The organism is Vibrio atlanticus (assembly GCF_024347315.1).
Taxonomy (GTDB): domain Bacteria; phylum Pseudomonadota; class Gammaproteobacteria; order Enterobacterales; family Vibrionaceae; genus Vibrio; species Vibrio atlanticus.
This window is the reverse complement of record NZ_AP025460.1, coordinates 975,850-995,144: the sequence shown is the minus strand read 5'-3', so window position 1 is coordinate 995,144 and position 19,295 is coordinate 975,850. Positions and strand designations below refer to the sequence as shown.

General features: G+C 44.5%; 16 protein-coding genes. 5 read left to right on the top strand and 11 right to left on the bottom strand.

The genetic code is table 11. The annotated features are described in order from the left end of the window. The first annotated feature begins 141 nt into the window (after window positions 1–141). Window positions 142–2,919 carry an insulinase family protein gene (locus OCV30_RS04620; protein ID WP_065678607.1) on the top strand — a complete coding sequence of 926 codons (2,778 nt, stop codon included), beginning with the start codon at window positions 142–144 and terminating at the stop codon, window positions 2,917–2,919. Between the two features lie 316 nt (window positions 2,920–3,235). On the opposite strand, the gene fadJ is transcribed toward OCV30_RS04620, so the two are convergent. Then, complete coding sequence (fadJ, locus tag OCV30_RS04615) at window positions 3,236–5,482, bottom strand: fatty acid oxidation complex subunit alpha FadJ (RefSeq protein WP_065678606.1); 2,247 nt, start codon at window positions 5,480–5,482, stop codon at window positions 3,236–3,238. Next, window positions 5,482–6,789: an acetyl-CoA C-acyltransferase FadI gene (gene fadI, locus OCV30_RS04610; RefSeq protein WP_065678605.1), complete on the bottom strand. Its 1,308-nt coding sequence runs from the start codon at window positions 6,787–6,789 to the stop codon at window positions 5,482–5,484. Before fadI ends, fadJ begins: the two co-directional genes overlap by 1 nt. A gap of 559 nt (window positions 6,790–7,348) precedes the next feature. Between fadI and OCV30_RS04605 the strand changes: the two genes are divergently transcribed. The 4 genes from OCV30_RS04605 to OCV30_RS04590 all read left to right on the top strand — a co-directional run bounded on the left by OCV30_RS04605 (window position 7,349) and on the right by OCV30_RS04590 (window position 11,783). Next, on the top strand, window positions 7,349–7,897 hold the full coding sequence (locus OCV30_RS04605) for a sigma-70 family RNA polymerase sigma factor (protein ID WP_009848515.1): 549 nt from the start codon (window positions 7,349–7,351) through the stop codon (window positions 7,895–7,897). After that, entirely contained in the window at window positions 7,890–8,618 is a 729-nt protein-coding gene (locus tag OCV30_RS04600) for a DUF3379 domain-containing protein (RefSeq protein ID WP_065678604.1), read from the top strand. Before OCV30_RS04605 ends, OCV30_RS04600 begins: the two co-directional genes overlap by 8 nt. A gap of 297 nt (window positions 8,619–8,915) precedes the next feature. After that, on the top strand, window positions 8,916–10,154 hold the full coding sequence (locus OCV30_RS04595; RefSeq protein WP_065678603.1) for an outer membrane protein transport protein: 1,239 nt from the start codon (window positions 8,916–8,918) through the stop codon (window positions 10,152–10,154). A gap of 306 nt (window positions 10,155–10,460) precedes the next feature. Continuing rightward, entirely contained in the window at window positions 10,461–11,783 is a 1,323-nt protein-coding gene (locus tag OCV30_RS04590) for an outer membrane protein transport protein (RefSeq protein WP_017084529.1), read from the top strand. Between the two features lie 95 nt (window positions 11,784–11,878). On the opposite strand, the gene OCV30_RS04585 is transcribed toward OCV30_RS04590, so the two are convergent. From OCV30_RS04585 to ccmB, 9 genes are all read right to left on the bottom strand, one after another. Further along, window positions 11,879–12,664, bottom strand: a complete 786-nt coding sequence (locus tag OCV30_RS04585; RefSeq protein ID WP_065678602.1) for an MlaA family lipoprotein — start codon at window positions 12,662–12,664, stop codon at window positions 11,879–11,881. Between the two features lie 118 nt (window positions 12,665–12,782). After that, a complete protein-coding gene (ccmI, locus tag OCV30_RS04580; RefSeq protein WP_065678601.1) occupies window positions 12,783–14,003 on the bottom strand; it encodes a c-type cytochrome biogenesis protein CcmI in 1,221 nt (406 codons plus the stop codon). Further along, a complete protein-coding gene (locus OCV30_RS04575) occupies window positions 14,003–14,491 on the bottom strand; it encodes a cytochrome c-type biogenesis protein (RefSeq protein WP_009848521.1) in 489 nt (162 codons plus the stop codon). The genes ccmI and OCV30_RS04575 overlap by 1 nt, the downstream gene beginning before the upstream one ends. Beyond that, window positions 14,488–15,039: a DsbE family thiol:disulfide interchange protein gene (locus OCV30_RS04570; protein ID WP_009848522.1), complete on the bottom strand. Its 552-nt coding sequence runs from the start codon at window positions 15,037–15,039 to the stop codon at window positions 14,488–14,490. The genes OCV30_RS04575 and OCV30_RS04570 overlap by 4 nt, the downstream gene beginning before the upstream one ends. A 5-nt stretch (window positions 15,040–15,044) precedes the next feature. Continuing rightward, window positions 15,045–17,015 (bottom strand): heme lyase CcmF/NrfE family subunit, encoded by a 1,971-nt coding sequence (locus OCV30_RS04565; protein WP_065678600.1) that lies wholly within the window; start codon window positions 17,013–17,015, stop codon window positions 15,045–15,047. Continuing rightward, window positions 17,012–17,494, bottom strand: a complete 483-nt coding sequence (gene ccmE, locus OCV30_RS04560; protein ID WP_065678599.1) for a cytochrome c maturation protein CcmE — start codon at window positions 17,492–17,494, stop codon at window positions 17,012–17,014. Before ccmE ends, OCV30_RS04565 begins: the two co-directional genes overlap by 4 nt. After that, window positions 17,491–17,697, bottom strand: a complete 207-nt coding sequence (gene ccmD / locus OCV30_RS04555) for a heme exporter protein CcmD (RefSeq protein WP_009848525.1) — start codon at window positions 17,695–17,697, stop codon at window positions 17,491–17,493. The genes ccmE and ccmD overlap by 4 nt, the downstream gene beginning before the upstream one ends. A gap of 14 nt (window positions 17,698–17,711) precedes the next feature. Then, window positions 17,712–18,452, bottom strand: a complete 741-nt coding sequence (locus OCV30_RS04550) for a heme ABC transporter permease (protein ID WP_009848526.1) — start codon at window positions 18,450–18,452, stop codon at window positions 17,712–17,714. Between the two features lie 174 nt (window positions 18,453–18,626). Further along, window positions 18,627–19,295: a heme exporter protein CcmB gene (gene ccmB, locus OCV30_RS04545; protein WP_009848527.1), complete on the bottom strand. Its 669-nt coding sequence runs from the start codon at window positions 19,293–19,295 to the stop codon at window positions 18,627–18,629.

The window sequence follows — 19,295 nt, the reverse complement described above, 5'->3', positions numbered from 1 at the left end:
AAATAAATCACTGATAAAAATCGATAAAAGTGATTTAGAAGTCGCCAAAAAGCACTTCATATCCCAAAATATGATCGCGAGGTTTGCACCTTAAATCATCGCGTACATAATTTAAAAACCACCTTCTCTGGAGATGCATCTGTGCATTTAAGCCCTAATGATGAACATCAATACCGTTACATAACATTGGATAACGGGTTGAGAGTACTGTTAGTTCACGATCAGAACGCTCAAAAAGCTGCAGCCGCACTCGCCGTTAATGTCGGGCATTTTGATGACCCTACAGACCGAGAGGGTTTAGCTCACTACTTAGAGCATATGCTATTTTTGGGAACTGAAAAGTATCCAAAGGTCGGAGAGTTCCAAAGTTTTATCAGCCAGCATGGCGGTAGCAACAACGCTTGGACAGGAACCGAACACACCTGCTTCTTTTTTGATGTTGAATTGAATGCCTTTGAAAATGCACTCGATCGCTTCAGCCAATTTTTTACTGCCCCCCTGTTCAACGAAGAAGCCTTAGACAAAGAACGCCAAGCCGTTGATTCAGAGTATAAAATGAAACTCAACGACGACTCGCGACGCTTGTACCAAGTGACCAAAGAGCTAGTGAATAACAATCACCCATTCTCGAAGTTTTCTGTCGGTAATATCGATACGTTGGGTGACCGAAACGGCGAGACGATTCGACAAGAGATCTTGGCTTTCCACCAGCAGCAGTACTCTTCAGACTTAATGACATTGACACTGTCTGGCAATCAATCACTGGACGAGATGCAAAGTTGGGTTGAGGAGCGTTTTAGCTCAATTACCAACCACCAACTACAAGGCAAAAAGGTTGAAGTGCCGATTGTTGGCGAATTAAGCACGGGCGTACAAGTACACGTTAAACCGATCAAAGAAGTGCGCAAACTTATCTTAACCTTCCCAATGCCAAGCATGGATGAACACTACGGTCTTAAACCATTATCGTTCTTTGCACACCTTATCGGTTACGAAGGCGAAGGCAGTTTGATGATGCAACTCAAAGAGAAAGGCTGGATTACTTCCCTCTCAGCAGGTGGCGGCGCAAGTGGCAGTAACTATCGTGATTTCACGGTCAGTTGCTCATTAACCATCGAAGGTTTAACCAAAACCGATAACATCATCCAAGCGGTGTTCCAGTACATTAAGTTGATTGAACAACAAGGTATTGAAGAGTGGCGTTACCTCGAAAAACGGGCTGTTTTGGAATCAGCCTTCCGCTTTCAAGAGCCCTCAAGACCACTTGATGTCGTCAGCCATCTCGTTATCAACATGCAGCATTACCAAGAGCAAGATGTGGTGTATGGCGATTACAAAATGTCGCACTTCGACGAAGAGTTACAACGTTCTCTGCTTCCTTACTTAACCGTCGACAACATGCGGGTCACCGTTGTTGCTCAAGGATTCGAATATGACAGAGAAGCGAAATGGTACTTTACGCCCTATTCGCTCACACCATTTAGCGCTGAGCAAATTCAATGCTTTACATGCATCAACCCCGGCTGGCAGTTTGAGCTCCCAAGCAAAAACCCGTTTATTTGCTACGACTTAGACCCTGCTGAACTCGAAGGTAACGCTAAGCACCCACAACTGTTAGAAGAGCTGGACGGCTTTAAGTTATGGCACCTCCAAGACCATCAATTTCGAGTTCCTAAAGGTGTGGTGTATATCGCTATAGATAGCCCACACTCAGTTGCCACCCCGAGAAACATCGTTAAAACACGCTTGTGTGTAGAGATGTTCTTAGACTCGCTTGAAAAAGATACGTATCAAGCTGAGATTGCTGGCATGGGCTACAACATGTATACCCATCAAGGTGGTGTCACACTTACTCTGTCTGGATTTAGCGAAAAACAGCCACAGCTGCTCAATATGATTCTTGAACGTTTCCAAGCACGCGACTTTAGTTCAACACGATTCGAAACGATTAAGCATCAATTGCTCAGAAACTGGAATAACGCATCGCAAGACCGTCCTATTTCTCAGCTATTCAATGCGATGACGGGAATCTTACAGCCAAATAACCCGCCCTATTCCGTTTTAATTGAAGCGCTGGAAACAATAGAAGTCGACGAGCTTTCTTCTTTTGTTCAAGCTATTTTGGCTGAACTGCATGTCGAAATGTTTGTGTATGGTGACTGGAAAAAAGCCGATGCGAACAAGATGGCTGAAACGCTAAAAGATGCATTGCGTGTTCAAGATCAGTCTTACGAAGAGTCACTACGCCCTTTAATCATGCTGGGTGATAACGGTAGTTTCCAACGCGAAGTGGTCTGTAATCAAGATGATTCAGCCATCGTGGTTTACTACCAATGTTCAGATATATCACCTACAAATATTGCACTGTATTCATTGGCCAACCACTTGATGTCAGCCACATTCTTCCACGAGATTCGTACTAAGCAGCAGCTAGGCTATATGGTTGGCACTGGTAATATGCCATTGAACCGACACCCAGGTATTGTGTTGTATGTGCAATCGCCTAATGCAGCCCCAGCAGATCTGTTGGCTTCCATAGACGAGTTCCTCAATGCCTTTTACATGGTATTGCTAGAGCTTAACGACTATCAATGGCACAGCAGTAAACGCGGTCTTTGGAATCAAATTTCAACGCCAGATACCACCTTGCGTGGTCGTGCTCAACGCTTATGGGTTGCGATAGGCAATAAGGATTTGGAATTCAATCAGAGGGATCGTGTATTAGAAGAGCTCAAAGGTCTAACTCGCTCAGACATGATGCGCTTTGTGGTTAGCCAACTTAAACCTCGTACAGCGAATCGTCTGATTATGCATGCGCACGGCAACGCTCATAATGAAGAAGAGAAGTTGTCGGTAGGTGTTGAGATAGGCTCAATTGATGAGTTCCAGTTGCGTCCTAAAGACTGTGAGCTTGGTTAGTCGTTCTTAGTAAAAAGATCAGAAGGTTGATGTGAAAGCATCAACCTTTTTTATTGAATGCAGCACAAGAGCAAATCTCCTATTACGCTCCTTCGTCGCTTTAGGAGATGACGGTAGTTTTGATTGAGGTGTGTTGACCACCTTCCGAATCAACACAATAGCTTACTTGTTACATCTCAATCGTCATTCCAAAAAAGGAGGAACGACTGAATCGGGAATCTCCTTCTTTTGCATACTCCCATAAAAATGAAGCCCGCATCAATTGCTTGATACGGGCTTTATAATCAAAGTGCTAGAAAGTAACTAATAGAAAGAGTTACTTGTAGAAAGACTCATCCAACCCTGCACGTGTCAGTAGGCCATCACATGGCGCGAAACGATCACCGTACTTTTTAGCGAAATCATTCATCATCTCTACCAGTGACTTAATACCAATTTGATCCATATAGCGGAACGGACCACCTAGGAATGGCGGGAAGCCGATACCGAAAATAGCACCAATATCGCCATCTCGCGGGCTACGGATAATGCCATCATCCAAACAACGAACCGCTTCGTTGAGCATCGGTAACACACAACGCATTGCGATGTCGTTATCGCTTAACTTAGGTTCAGGTTGCAGCTTAAGCAGTTTGTATACTGACTTATCGACTTCCTTCTTTTTACCTTTGTAAGTGTAGAAACCTTTGCCACTCTTACGGCCTTTACGGTTGTCATTCAAAAGAATGTCGAACACATCAGGACCTTGGAAACGCTCGCCTAATTCATTAACCAGAATCGGGATGATCTTCGCACCGATATCAACACCCACCTCGTCTAACAAAGTAATTGGGCCTACCGGGAAACCGAAATCCAACAATGTGCTGTCGAGCTTTTCAATCGGCTCATTTGCCAATAACAGATGCGCCGCTTCATTCATGTACGGAGCAAGGATACGGTTCACGTAGAAACCTGCCGTGTCTTTAACAACAATCGGCGTTTTACCTTGCTTCTTCGCTAATGCAACCACCGTCGAAATCGTCTCTTCTGACGTTGTTTCATGAGGGATGACTTCTACTAGTGGCATTTTTTCTGCCGGGCTGAAGTAGTGAAGACCGACCACGTTTTCTGGTCGCTGCGCCTTCTCTGCAATTTTGTGGATTGGCAATGAAGATGTGTTGGTCGCAAAGATAGTCTCTGACTTGGCATTGGCTTCAATGTCTGCAACCATTGATTGCTTAAGGTCGAGATCTTCAAATACCGCTTCAATCACAACATCAGTATGGTTAAAGCTTGTAAAGTCGATGCCACCAGAAAGCTGAAGCATCTTACTTTCAAGGCCAGCTCGGCTCAGAATACGACGTTTACGCTGCTTATCGAACAACTTGTAGTTGTAGTTAAGCGCATTGAGCACACCTTCATTAGACACATCTTTAATACGAACCGGGACTTTCGCTTTAGCAACACTGACGTGGCTGATACCAGCGCCCATAAGACCACCGCCCAATACACCAACACGCTTAACCGCTTTTGGTTCTGCGTCCGCACCGTGCTCTTTTTTCATTTCAGTCGTTGCAAAGAAAATCGAACGAAGGGCTTTGGATTCTGCGGTCATCACCAATTCAGAGAAACGCTTCGCTTCGTACTGAAGACCTTTATCAAAGCCGTTCTCTAAGCCATAACGAATCACATCAAGAATCGCATCAGCGGCTGGGTAATTGCCGCGTGTTTTCTGATTGGTCTTCTTTGAAGCCTGTTCAAAAATAACCTTGCGACCAAGACCCGTACGTGAAATTAGTTTTTCTTTGGCCGAAGCTTGGCTTTTAGACGCCAAGCGCTTACCTTTTTTCCCGCCTGAGTTCTTTTCAACAAAGCTCTTAGCAACTTCCAGCAAGATAGTTTCTGGCACACAAGCATCCACGACACCTAGCGATTTCGCTTTTTTAGCGCGCAGTTGCTTACCCGTAAGAATAAGGTCAAGAGAAGGCAGTAAACCGATAAGACGAGGAAGACGTTGCGTACCACCAGAGCCGGGTAACAGACCAAGCTGAACTTCTGGCAGACCTAAGCGAGTCTTATCTGAATCAGTACATACGCGGTAATCACACGATAGTGCCAGCTCTAAGCCACCACCTAAACATGGGCCGTGAATCGCTGCGACTACAGGATAAGGCAAATCAGAAAGCGCTTGGAACATCTCTTGCCCCTGACGAGCGAGAGATTGTGCTTCATCAGCCGTTTTGCAGGCATCAAGCATTCGAACATCAGCGCCAGCAATAAAATTATCTGGCTTCAATGAATGAACGATTAAGCCTTTAACTCGGCTTTGCTTTTCCTTCAACTGCTCGAAGATTGCTTTCATTTCTTCGGCAAACGCCGCTTGTAGCGTGTTCATTTTTTCGTTTGGTACATCGATCGCAAGCCATGCAATATCTTGGTCATCGATAGTTAAAGAAAACGCGGTCGCCAGTTTTACGGCTTCATCGTTTGAAACCGTCTTGTCACTTTTAGATACAGTCACTGGCTTTGAATCCGTTTTTTTGACTGCTTTCTTTTCTTTTTTCACATCAAGAGTCGTAGACATTATTCCACCTCCAAGATCATTGCTGCACCTAAGCCACCAGCCGCACAAGCAGTATTCAATGCTAGGCCACCACCACGACGTTTAAGTTCACGCAGTGTTTGAGTCATCATGCGTGCACCAGTCGCAGCAAACGGGTGTCCGTAAGCAATTGAGCTACCCAACACGTTGAATTTCTCCATATCAATCTCACCGATCGCTTTGTCACGGCCAAGATTCTTCTGAGCAAATTCATCGCTTGCGAACATTTTGACGTTAGCCAGAACTTGAGCTGCAAACGCTTCGTGCATCTCGATAAGTGTTAGATCTGATAATTCTAGTCCTGTGTTCTTCAATACTTGAGAGGTCGCGTACGTCGGCCCCATCAGCATATCCGTTTCAACACCAATCGCTGAGAACGCGTAACCACGAATGTAACCAAGCACTTCTAAGCCTAGCTCTTTCGCTTTTCCTTCGCGCATCAACATCACTGCGGCACCGCCATCGGTGAGAGGCGTGGCATTGGCTGCCGTTACACTGCCGTATTGTCTGTCGAATGCAGGGCGCAATTTAGCGTAACCTTCAACCGTCGAGTCGTGGCGAATGTTGTTGTCTTCTGCTAGGTACTTTTTATAAGGCGCGGGGAATGCCGTCATCACTTCGTCTTTAATCTTGCCTTCTTTCCATGCTTGAGAAGCCAAAGAGTGAGAACGGTGAGCAAGTGCATCTTGAGCTTCGCGAGTAATACCATGTGTCTTAGCCATCTGCTCAGCAGTTTGTCCCATAGACAAACCTGTCGAGTATTCTGCGACTGCTGGTGGTACTGGCATCAAATCTTTGACTGAAAATGTTTTAAGAATCTTCAGTTTTTGACCTATGGTTTTCGTTTTACTCAGTGCTAATAAGTTCGCCGCTAACTTTTTCGAAACACCGATTGGCAATACAGAAGAAGAATCCGCGCCGCCCGCAATACCAACATCAATCGTGCCAGCCATAATGCTCTCGGTCACGTTGACTGCAGCTTGGAAGCTAGTCGCACATGCTCGCGTCACACTGTAGGCATCAGTATTAATGTCCATACCTGTACCCAGCACGATTTCACGTGCAATGTTCGGTGCTTCTGGCATTTGCACTACTTGGCCGAACACGACTTGTTCGATAAGCGCAGGATCGACATCAGTTCTTGCAAGCATTTCGTTCACCACCATTTTGCCTAGGTCAACCGCAGGCACTTGGCTAAATTCTGTGCTCTGACGAGCGAATGGGGTTCGTAGTCCAGCGACAACGGCAACACGTTCTCCAGAACGCGTTTTGACTTCCTGTTTGCCCATGGTTTCTCCTTAAGGTTAAGAGGTCTGACCTGAAGCATTGTAAACAAGTTGTTAATTAAATCAAACGGGCGTTTAAATAAACGTGATACGAGTATCCCACTGCTTGAAAATCTAACTGAACATTCAGGCGAACCTTTTTGAGGGAAAGGTTGTCGTAAGATACTAAACTATTGCAAGCAAAGCTGTTATCGCTATGTAAGGAATGGTTTTATTGAGGCAAAAAAAAACCACACAAAACTGTGTGGTCGGAATGTATATAAAGCAATTAACTTAACGCCAATTGAAATAATCAGTTTCCTGATTAGGAGAAAGTAAAGTCAGCCTTCAAAAGGAAGTGTCGTCTTGCTCAACATGCTAGCCACGAATGACTAACTAGACGACAAGGTGTACTATAGCGTTTTCGAGGGCTTAAATTTTGAAGTAGATCAATTTTAATGTGATTTTACGACTTCCTGCCGACGTTAGCCCTAAAAACGAAACAGCATATATAACGAAGCACAACGTATAGAAGACAGCTATACGCAGAGCAATTATGGAGGCTCGTGTGTCAATAATAAAAATGTTTGGAAAGAAAACAGCCAAGCGTCCGGTCAACTCTGATATGGACAAACAAAGAAAATACGAAGCACTCGTGCGCGCCTATCATCGTGACCTCTTTCGCTATGCCTATTGGCTATGCAAAGACAAAAGCATTGCCGAAGATTTAGTTCAAGAAACTTGCCTTCGTGCATGGAAGTCACTCGATAGCCTACAAGATGAAAAAGCCGCAAAGTCATGGCTGATTACTATCTTGCGCCGCGAGAATGCTCGACGTTTTGAACGCAAACAATTTGATCTAGTTGATATCGACGATCATGGTAACGATGCTAGCATCAGTGATGACCCACATCATCAACACCAATGGTTGCAAGCGCAGATCATGAAACTTGAAATCGAATACCGTGAACCCCTCTTCTTACAAGTGATTGGTGGTTTTAGTGGTGATGAGATCGCCGATATTCTCGATCTTAACAAAAATACGGTGATGACACGTTTATTCAGAGCTCGAAATCAGTTGAAAGAGATGCTGGATACAGAAGAGGCAGAGAGGGGGCAACATAATGGATGATTTGGAATTTCGTCGTCGTGTATTGTCGGAACCTAAGCAACGTACACAAGACATTATTGATGCAGCAGCGAATAGTGAAGCCAATAGTAATTTCTTAGACGATGTACTATCGCTTGATAAACAGATCCATTCAGCATTGAATGTGGATGTACCAGACGATCTGGCAGATCGTATCCTGTTCAATCAGACCTCAAGCGAAGAGAGCAAAGTAGTAAGGCCTACGTTTGCTCGACGAGCGATGGCAATGGCTGCTTCTGTGGCATTTGTTGCAGGTTTATTGGTTGGTCAAGTCAACTGGGGCAACGCGTTGGTATCTCCAGCTCAAGCAAGCTTGGCGGATACTGCAATGAAACATGTTGTTGATGAAAAGAGCTTCGTTAGTGCACTTGATGAAAATGTATCATCTCAACAAATCAACGCAAAAATGAACCCGTTTGCTTTTCAGTTTGATGAAGCCTTCCCTTACCACGTCTATTACCTGAACCACTGTGGTTTTGGCAAATCCAACGCAATGCACATGGTTTTCCAAGGCGAAAAAGGCAAAGTCACGCTGTTTTTAACTGGCATTCCGACTGACAAGTCTATCGACTTTGATGAAAAAGGCATGTCAGGCTCGGTAACACCGATCGATGGCAGCAGTTTGATCCTCGTTGGGGAAGATGGTGAGGATGTCTCTAACATCGCCGAAAAGCTGACAAAAATGATCAAACCAATGAGCTAATTTGCTCTCAAAGCCCCGTAACAAAAGGCCCAGCAAGTATACTACTGATATTGCTGGGCTTTGTTTATCAAAAATCCATAAAACCATTCACCACGCCAATACCTCTAGAGTTAAAACTCTAAAAAACAGCATTTCTCTCCATTTTCGTGCCAGATAGGCGTCATTTCCATAATTTTACCCTCAAAATTTCCAATGGTCGGATTTGTATATCGTATACTTCCGAATAGGATCAGCCACCATTGAGCAATTGCTCAAATTAATCGCCCTGTAGAGGCGGATATATAAAGGAATAAATGAATGACTACCAACAACACGCGTCTGTTTAAAAAGTCTCTTTTAGCAGTAACAATTACACTGGCGTCTTCGCAAGCGATGGCAGCAGGTTTCCAACTTAACGCACAATCAGCAACCGGCATCGGCCGTGCTTTTGCTGGTGATGCAGTAATCGCAGATAACGCGTCAGTAATGGCACGTAACCCTGCAGCAATGGCACTATTTGATAAAACTGAGCTATCTCTTGGTTTTGAAAGCATCACTTCCATGATTGAAGTCAGCGACGTTAACTACGTTGGTGGTGCAGTTCCAGTAGGCGATACTGACGATGTAGGTGATACGTCAATCGCGCCTAACATCCACCTTATCGTTCCGGTAAATGATAAATTTGCTTGGGGTATCAATGCCTACTCAAACTTCGGTACTAAAACAGAGTTTGACGACAACTACCCGGCAGCTGAATACGGCGGCTTAACAGACGTTAAGAGCATCAACTTTGGTCTTGCTGGTTCTTACCGACTAAACGACCAATGGAGCTTCGGTGCAGGTTTAGACCTCATTTATGGTCAAGGCACGATGAAACGCAGCTCTGGTGTAGGCATGCAAGCTGGCAAGGTTCCTCTAGGCACCTCTTTATTAAATGTAGACAAAGCTGATGGCTGGGCTGTTGGTTTTAATGTTGGTACCGTTTACGAATTAGATGAAAACAACCGTTTTGGTCTAGCGTACCGTTATAGCCCTGAAATCACCGCTAAAGATGACAAAGGCCAAGAGATCACGCTACCACTACCAGACATCGCTGAATTCTCTGGTTTCCATAAAATTGAAGATACTAAATTCGCAGTTCACTACTCTGTACAGTGGATCGGTTGGGGTGACTTCGACCAGATCGAATTCCAAAACCTATCTCAAGGTGCGATCAAAGGTGCTTACAATAAAGAATACAAATGGCAAGATGGCTGGCACTACGCAATTGGTGGTACCTACTACCTAAACGATACATGGACACTACGTACCGGTTACATGTATGACACCAGTGCACAAGACGAACTGACGTCTATTTCTGTACCAGATTCTGACCGTCAGTGGTTCTCTGCTGGTTTCACTTACCACATTGACACCGCTTCAAATGTAGACTTCGGCTTTACATACTTGTTAGGTGACGATGTGAAAGTTTCAGAAAATTCTTCAAAGACACCATTAACAGCGACGACACATGCTGATGCAATCCTACTAGGCCTTCAGTACAGCCGTAGCTTCTAGTAGCTTCTAATATAATCGAAGTTAACTATCCCAAAGGGTCGCATTACGCGACCCTTTTTTGTTGCCTAAACCACTGACTGACATCGATTTAGGCTTACACCTGTAGCCTGCAAAGGCAAAATACGCCTACAGGTGTACGCTCAACTTTCGCAACACAGCCGAAACATTCAGACTATTTACCTAGTAATTAGTCACATTTTGTCATTAAATCCCTAAAACACTGTTTTATTCGAATTTCATTTTTAAAGTAATAACTCTAAACGTAGAATCACGCCACTAAATACTTATGATTCAGCGAACATAATAATGAAAATGAATAAGACTCTTCTATCTGCTGCAGTGGCAGTTGGACTACTTTCGACTTCTACCGTAACTCAAGCGGCCGGTTTTCAACTAGCAGAATACTCAGCAACAGGCTTAGGCCGTGCATACGCTGGTGAAGCTGCAATGGCTGACGGTGCAGACGCGCAATGGCGTAACCCTGCTATGCTGACTTACCTAGAAGGCACACAGGTTTCTGTGGGTGGTATCTACGTTAACCCTAACATTGATGTTAAAGGTGAAGTAAACCACGCTCACCCTGCTATAGGTACAAGCCAAGCATCTTCAAACGATTTCGCAGATGACGCTATTATCCCGAATCTTTACATTTCTCACCGTTATAATGAAAAGTTCGCTGTCGGTTTTGCATTTGGCACAAACTACGGCATGGAAACTAATCTAGGAGATGATTTCAATGCTTCTCATTTCGGTAACGAAGCAAGCGTAATCACTAAAGAAGCTAACCTAAACTTTGCTTACCAAATTGTTGAGCAAGTTAGCATTGGTGGTGGCATTCGTTACGTTATGGGTGAAGGTAGCTTTGGCGCAACAGCACCAGCAAAAAACGCAGTCGCACTAGACTCAAATAAAATGCCAATCTCCGTTCCTGCTGGTACTACATTGAAATATATGGAAGGCGATGATACAGCTTGGGGTTGGCAAGTAGGTACAGCGTGGCAGATCAACGAAGACCACCGCATCGGTTTTGCTTACAAGTCTGAGGTTGAACTAAAATTAGAAGGTCACGCAGAAGGCATTGGTTTTGGCATGACACCAGGTCAACGTGACAACGGCCATATGATGTTAGCACTTCCTGCAACAGCAGAACTTGCAAGTTTCCATCAACTAACAAAAGCATTGGCAGTTCACGCTAGTTTCAACTGGACTGATTGGAGCTCTTTCGAGAAGCTTCAAGCAGAACTGAACACATATGGCAGCCATACAGTTAAAGTTGAAAACTGGGAAGATAACTACCGCCTTGCTTTAGGTGCAACTTACCAAGTTGACCCAAAACTAGCACTACGTACTGGTGTAGCTTACGATACTTCTGCAGTTAGCGACAAAAACCGTACTATCACTATTCCAGAAACTGATCGCACATGGTTAAGTGTTGGTGCTGGTTACCAATGGTCTGAACAGCTTTCATTGGATGCTGGCTTTACTTACATCATTGCTAAAGATGCTCCAATCACAGAATCTCGTGGTTACGCATCTGACGATGCAGCCGAAGCTGTTGGCGGTCAATTTATCGGCACAACGACTGGTAATGTTTGGCTAGTAGGTATCCAAGCTAACTACCGTTTCTAATCTGGTTACATAATCTAAAGTAGCAAATATAAAAAAGGCTCGATGTTATTTTCAACATCGAGCCTTTCTTTTATCAGTTGTTCAAAATCTTATATCTAGTAATCTTCTAGGTATCCGTCAATGAAATCTTCTTCTTCCAGATCGACTTCTTCCGGTTCGATTTCGGCTTTAAAGTCACGACGCTGAATGTAAACTTCACGAGTCAGAGCATATGGATCTGGCGAGTCATCCAACAGAGCTTCTTGAGAAACTAACTGAGCACGAGTTTCCATGCCTTCGAACGCCCACTTTCCGAGGCTCGCCCAGAAGCTAATTAATGATAAAGGTACATACAGACTATCCACTTGCTCCGTCACTTCACGAGTCGTAATAGGACCATAACCCGGCACCATAAAGTACGGCCCATTCCCTACTCCATAATGACCAATCGCATCAGAAAACGACTTTTCGTCATATTTGGTGATCCCCGCTTCGCTAGCAATATCAATCAGACCAAGAAGACCAAAGGTAGAGTTAATCCAAAAACGATTGAAATGATCAAGCGCTTTCCCACCATTCCCCATAATGAGATTGTTGAGCATACTTGATGGCTCATCTAAGTTGGCTAAAAAATTGGAAATACCAGAGCGAATTGGTACAGGGGTATAGTCAACATAGGCAAGAGAAACAGGTCGAACCAAATAAGGGTCGAGATACTCGTAGTTGATATCCCACATCGCTCGGTTGAAACCTTCGAAAGGGTCGTTCGGATGGGACTCTTCGACATATTCAGAGGTTTCGAGGTTATCACCGCCATTGCTTTCATCTGGTACGCTCGAACAACCTACCGTTAAGCTTGCGATGAAGAGTAAACTCGAAAGTCTTAAAACACTGATAGACATATCACCTTTTCCATAAGGAATAATAAAAAAGGCCAGCAATCGCTGGCCTCAATTGGTTGCGTAAGTCTATACCGTTTTTTAATAAATCGGAATAGCTAACACCTATGCAAAGTAATGATTAATATTGCTTATTGATATCAATGGTAACTGGGGCACCCAGTTCAACCACTTCACTTTCACCGTACCAATCACCGTCTCGAGTTGAAACGTTACCATCTGTATCAAGCCTAGCTCTAACCATTAGAGTTTCAAGGCTGGACAGTTTCTGTCCTTCCAACATGCTGTTGCCATCATCAAGAACGACAGTACGAGGAAAAGTTCCTAGCGGATAACGAGCCGCAGCAATCGGCATTGGTGAGCCGTCTGCTCTATGCACTGATACAACTAACACTGAACTAGGGGCAGCATTTACATCACTAGATAACTCAAGCGTTACAGCAACAGTTTTACCTTGGTCAACGCCCATAGCCTTGCCCATTTTCTTCTGTGCACTTTCGATACTGCGCGATAACATTTCATAGCGACTGTCTTGTGGACCAATCATCTGTTGCATGATGCTCCAGTACTTAACAGCACCTGGGTAGTCTTGACGCTCAAACGCATCAAACGCTAGCAACGAGAACACACGAAGATCAACATAGTCGTTTTGAATCAAACGGCTCAAAATTAAACGAGCTTGGTTTTGATCCGCATCATCAGGTGAAAGCATCAATGCTTGTGCATAACCTAGCTGAACATCTTCATTCTTTGGCTCAAGCTTGTAAGCTCTTTGCATCGAATCTTTCGCAGTTTCCGCGTCGCGGTTAGCCAATGCAATACGACCTAATAGTAACCAACCTGTCGAATCTTTTGGTTGATAGTGCAGACGAGTACGAAGTGCCAGAGTCAAATCTTCTAGTTCATCATCCGTTAATGCACCACCTTCCGATGACATTAGCTTTTTAGACAACTCAGGAAGGTTTGAACTCACTTCTTGCCAGTGTTGGACTTTATCCAGAGCACCAAACTGAAAGTACATACCATATGTAACAACCACGACTAGGACAATAGATGGTACTACGACGCCCAATGTTGAGATTTGGGTCTTCTTCATCTCTTTCTGCGCAGGTACATCATCAAGTAGAGACTGTTTCAAATCAGCGATCAGCTCTTGTTGGTTATCAACAAGGCCTTCTTCTGCTTCTACTTCGAGCTCAACGAGACGATCTTTATAGAATGCTTTGTTCAACTCGTCGCGAAGCATTTCATCATTGTTCGCCTTCTTATTTATGAAGGGCAGAACAATTAAGAAAATTGCTGCTAGCGAAAGGATAATGGTAGAAATCCAAAATAGAGTCATTACTTCTTATCTCCGTCGTTCTCTTCATCGAGTAACGCTTTTAAACGAGCTTCTTTGTCTGCATCCCAGTCTTTATCTGACTCTACTGCTTTCGACTTTGACTTTCGGCTTCGTAAAATGATCAAACCGAAACCAAACACGACTACCGCAAACGGACCAACCCAAAGGATTGATGTAGCTAATGTGAGTGGTGGGTTGTAAGTAACAAAGTTACCGTAGCGAGCAATCATATAATCAATGATGTCTTGCTTCGACTTGCCATCTTTTGTCATTTCATACACTTTTTGGCGTAAATCAACCGCAAGCTCTGCGTTCGAATCACCAATGGTGTTGTTCTGACATTTAGGACAACGCAGCGTGTTGCTTAGCTCTTTGAACTGCTGCTCTTGATCAACGGTATCAAATTCATGAAATTCGATAGGCGCAGCAGAAACAGTCGCCGAAATAGCAAATGTAGCGAATAGAGCAATCAGTGTCTTCTTAATCATTTCGCTTCCTCCAACAACTCTTGGTACATCGGCTCAAGCGTCGATGCCCAGTTAGTTGGGTTCACGTCACCCACATGGCGGTAACGAACTACGCCGTTAGCATCAATGAGGAAAGTCTCTGGAGCGCCATACACACCAAGGTCAAGACCTAGCATGCCGTTACCATCGAATAAGCTGATCAAGTATGGATTGCCCAGCTCTTTTAACCAACCTACCGCTTTATTGCGATCATCTTTGTAGTTAAGGCCAATAATCTTAACGCCTTGACCCGCTAACTTATTCAAGTAAGAGTGCTCTGCATAACAAGTAGGACACCAAGTCGCCCACACATTAAGAAGCAGTGGCTCTCCTTTAAAGATAGCTTGATCATGAAACTTACCCGGTTGCTCTAAGTCTTCTAAACCGAACTCAGGTACTGGCTTACCAATCAATACAGATTCAAGTTTAGTCGGGTCATCACCCGACTGGTTACGCATCAATTGAGTCGCAAAGATTCCAGCTAGAACCATGAACGCAATCAATGGAATGAATAAAATCTTCTTGTTCATTCGAATTAAGCCTCCTGCTCTTTAGTAGACTTTTTCGTTGGCTTACGGAAGCGGTAACGACGGTCACTGATAGCAATAACACCACCAATCGACATAATCAGAGAACCAGCCCAGATCCAACGTACAAATGGTTTGAAGTAGATACGCACAGCCCAAGATTTATTGTCGTCTAAACGCTCGCCCATTGCGATATAAAGGTCGCGCGTTACGCCACGATCAATCGCCGCTTCTGTCATCATCGACTTAGCGGTTGTGTAGAAACGTTTTTCAGCGTGAAGCGTGTTGATGTATTTGCCTTCTTTGGTAATTTCAAAGTCAGCAATGTAACCATCGTAGTTAGGGCCATCTTTGTCACGAACTCCTGTAAACAAGAAGCTGTACTCTTCAAGTTGGTAGCTTTCACCTGGTGCTAAGCGTACGTCACGTTCGATGCTGTAGTTTTGCACCATCGCAATACCAATCACTGTCACGGCCAAACCAATGTGACCACACATCATCGCCCAGTGGCTACGAGGTAGCTTAGTCAGGCCTTTCAGGAATGTATGACGGTGTGTCGCACGTTCATGAAGCTCAAAGCCATGCATGAAGATAATCCAGAATGCCATTACCCAACCGGCAAAAGCGGTACCGCTGAAACGGTCAGCCAAAATCGTAACCATTAGCGCACTTAAGCCCAGTGAGAATGCACCTGAGATCAGCATAGGTTTAACGAGCTTAGATAGGTTGTCACGTTTCCAACGGATCAGTGGACCGATACCTAATAGGAACGAGAACGGGATCATTAACCAGAAGAACAACATATCAAAGAATGGTGCACCGATAGATACCGAGCCCAAGCCTAACTGTTTATGAACTAATGGCAGCAAGGTACCGACTAACACAACCACAAGTGCAGCAATCAATAGGATGTTGTTGCCGAGTAGCGCGTTTTCACGAGAAACCAAATCGAAGTTACCACGTACACGAACCGATGCGCCTTTAACAGCAAACAACAACAGTGAACCACCGATAACGAACACTAAGAAACCTAGAATAAACATACCACGGGCAGGATCCGACGCGAATGCGTGAACCGATACCAATATGCCCGAACGAACTAAGAATGTACCTAGTAAGCTTAGTGAGAATGCAGAGATAGCCAGCAAGACTGTCCAAGCTTTAAATGTGCCACGCTTTTCGGTTACCGCTAGTGAGTGCATTAGAGCAGTACCAGCTAACCAAGGCATGAATGAAGCGTTTTCTACTGGATCCCAGAACCACCAGCCACCCCAGCCAAGTTCGTAGTAAGCCCACCATGAACCTAGAGCGATACCTACTGTTAGGAATAACCAAGCAGCGATTGTCCAAGGACGAGACCAACGAGCCCATGCCGTATCTAAACGACCGCTCATTAGGGAAGCGATTGCAAAAGAGAACGCTACCGAGAAACCGACATAACCCATGTAAAGCATTGGCGGGTGAATAATCAAACCCGGATCTTGCAGTAGTGGGTTCAAGTCACGGCCATCAACGGGGAAGAAAGGCAGTGTACGTAGGAACGGGTTAGACGTTACGATAATGAACAGCAAGAAGCCGACAGTAATCAAACCCATAATCGCCAGTACGCGAGCCACAGACTCTTGAGGCATACCACGACTAAACGTAGCAACTGCTACCGTCCAACCCGCTTGGATTAGAACCCAAAGCAGTAGTGAGCCTTCATGAGCCCCCCAAACCGCGGTAATTCGGTAGTACCAAGGCAGTTGGCTATTCGAGTTACTTGCTACGTATTGAATCGTAAAATCATTAGTGTAGAACGCGTAACACAAGATAAAGAACGAAATCGCAAGGAATCCGAACATACCCCACGACAGCGGTCGTGCACTGTTCATCAATAATGTGTTATTTCGAGCGGCTCCATACAGTGGGAGCACGCTTAGCAGCAGTGCAAGTCCCAAAGACAGGATCATCGCAAAATGGCCGATCTCGGCTATCATTGAGCATTTCCTTCTTTTTGTTCAGTCGTGTATTGCAAAGGCTCATGAGTTTTCTTCATTGCTTCAGCAACTTCAGAAGGCATATATTCTTCATCGTGCTTTGCCAACACCTCAAACGCTTCAATTGTCGTTGCATCCTTAAGGACACCTTGAGCAACAATACCTTGGCCTTCACGGAAAAGATCAGGAAGGATGCCATCATATAGAATCGTCACTTTAGGGCCTACATCTGCTAAATCGAAACTTACACGCAATGATTCATTGTCACGGCTTACAGAGCCGACTACAACCATGCCACCAATACGTAAGCGTTGACCCACTTCAGGTTTTTTACCATCTTTGCCGTTGACGAGCTCAGTTGGCGTGTAGAACAGATCCATGTTCTGGTTAAGTGCATAAACCATCAATCCAACAGTTGCACTGACACCAACAAAGATCGCTAAGATAATGCCTAGCCTCTTTTTGCGTCTTGGGTTCATAGAGTGTTCTCCATATTTTTTGCTGCATCAATACGAGCTTGACGGTCAATCTTAGCTTGTACTTCATTTAATAATTGCTTACCACGACGAACGCTTACGACAAGTAAAATGATCATCGCGAGGAATGTGATTCCAAATGCACTCCATACATATGAGGCGTAGCCACCCATGGCAAAGAAATCACTCAGAGATTCAAAATACATAATTACCTACCCTACTACGCTTTATTAGCCGCTAGCTTGCGAACCCATGGACGGTGACTCTCTTTACTGATGATTTCGTTTCTAAAACGAACCATAGTCACAGCACCAAAGAAAAAGGCAAAACCGAAGATGTTAAGAAGAAGCGGCCATAGCATGTCACTTGAAATAGAAGGCTTATCAAACTTAGTAATTGTTGCGCCTTGGTGGAGTGTGTTCCACCACTCTACTGAAAAGTGAATGATAGGTAGGTTGATGACACCAACGATGGCCAAAATACCGGCTGCTTTTGCTGCGGTTTTTTGGTCGTCAAACGCATGGTGCAGTGCAATAACACCTAAATATAGGAATAGAAGAATCAGCTCTGAGGTTAAACGTGCATCCCAAACCCACCAAGCACCCCACATTGGTTTACCCCAAACAGCGCCAGTTAGTAACGCAATAAAGGTAAATACAGCACCGATAGGCGCCATAGCCAACGCAGCCATGTCTGACAGCCTTACCTGCCATACCAAACCGATAAAGGCGGCAATTGCCATCGACATGTATACACCCATAGACCAAATTGCAGACGGAACATGGATATAGATAATTCGGAAGCTATCGCCTTGCTGGTAATCAGAAGGGGCAAATGCAAGCCCCCATACAGTACCGGCGGATAGACACAATAGCGCTAGGATCGAAAACCATGGCAGAAGTTTACCAGCAAGCTGATAAGAGGTTTCTGCTTTGGCGTAGGGATGGAGCCATTTCCACATGTTGTAATCTCACTCTTACTTCATATTGCTTACAGCTATCACAGCTATAATTATTATAATTTATTTGGCTTACAGCTTCTTTCAGTGACTCTAGGAGTTTGAAGGCTTTAAATAGTTCACTTTGAACATGCAAAGTGCTAGTGAGTGCGTAGTTAATCTTAACCAGGTAATTAACTAGTTAACACTCACTCTCAGTGCTGCACTGATGGCAAATGGGGTGAGCGTCATCGCGCCCATTAACATTGCCCCTAACACCGCTAATTGTCCGTTATACGCAACGCCTAACGCTGCGGCATCAATCGCTGATGTAGCAAATATAAGAATTGGGATATACAACGGCAAAATAAGCAGACTTAACAGCACACCACCTTTTTGTAACCCAACCGTTAAAGCCACACCAATCGCACCAATAAAGCTTAATGCAGGCGTACCGACCGATAACGTTAAGACTACCGATAACCAAGTATCGAAATCCAAGGACAGCAGTACCGCCAACAACGGACTGATCAATATTAATGGTAACCCTGTCAATAACCAGTGCGCTATGACCTTGGACAAGACTACCAACTGCAACGGGATGGGCATCAACATCATCTGCTCAAGCGCGCCATCTTGAAAATCATCACGAAACAAACGCTCTAAAGAGAGCAATGCAGAAAGCAAAGCCGCTACCCAAACAATACCTGCAGCAATACGTGCAAGTAGGTTTGGCTCAGGGCCGATACTCAATGGGAAAAGGGTGATGACAATAATAAAAAACCACAGAGGGTTAAAGATATCGGCTTGGCGACGAAATGCGATCAATAGCTCACGTCGGATGATCGTTGTCATTGAAGAGATCAT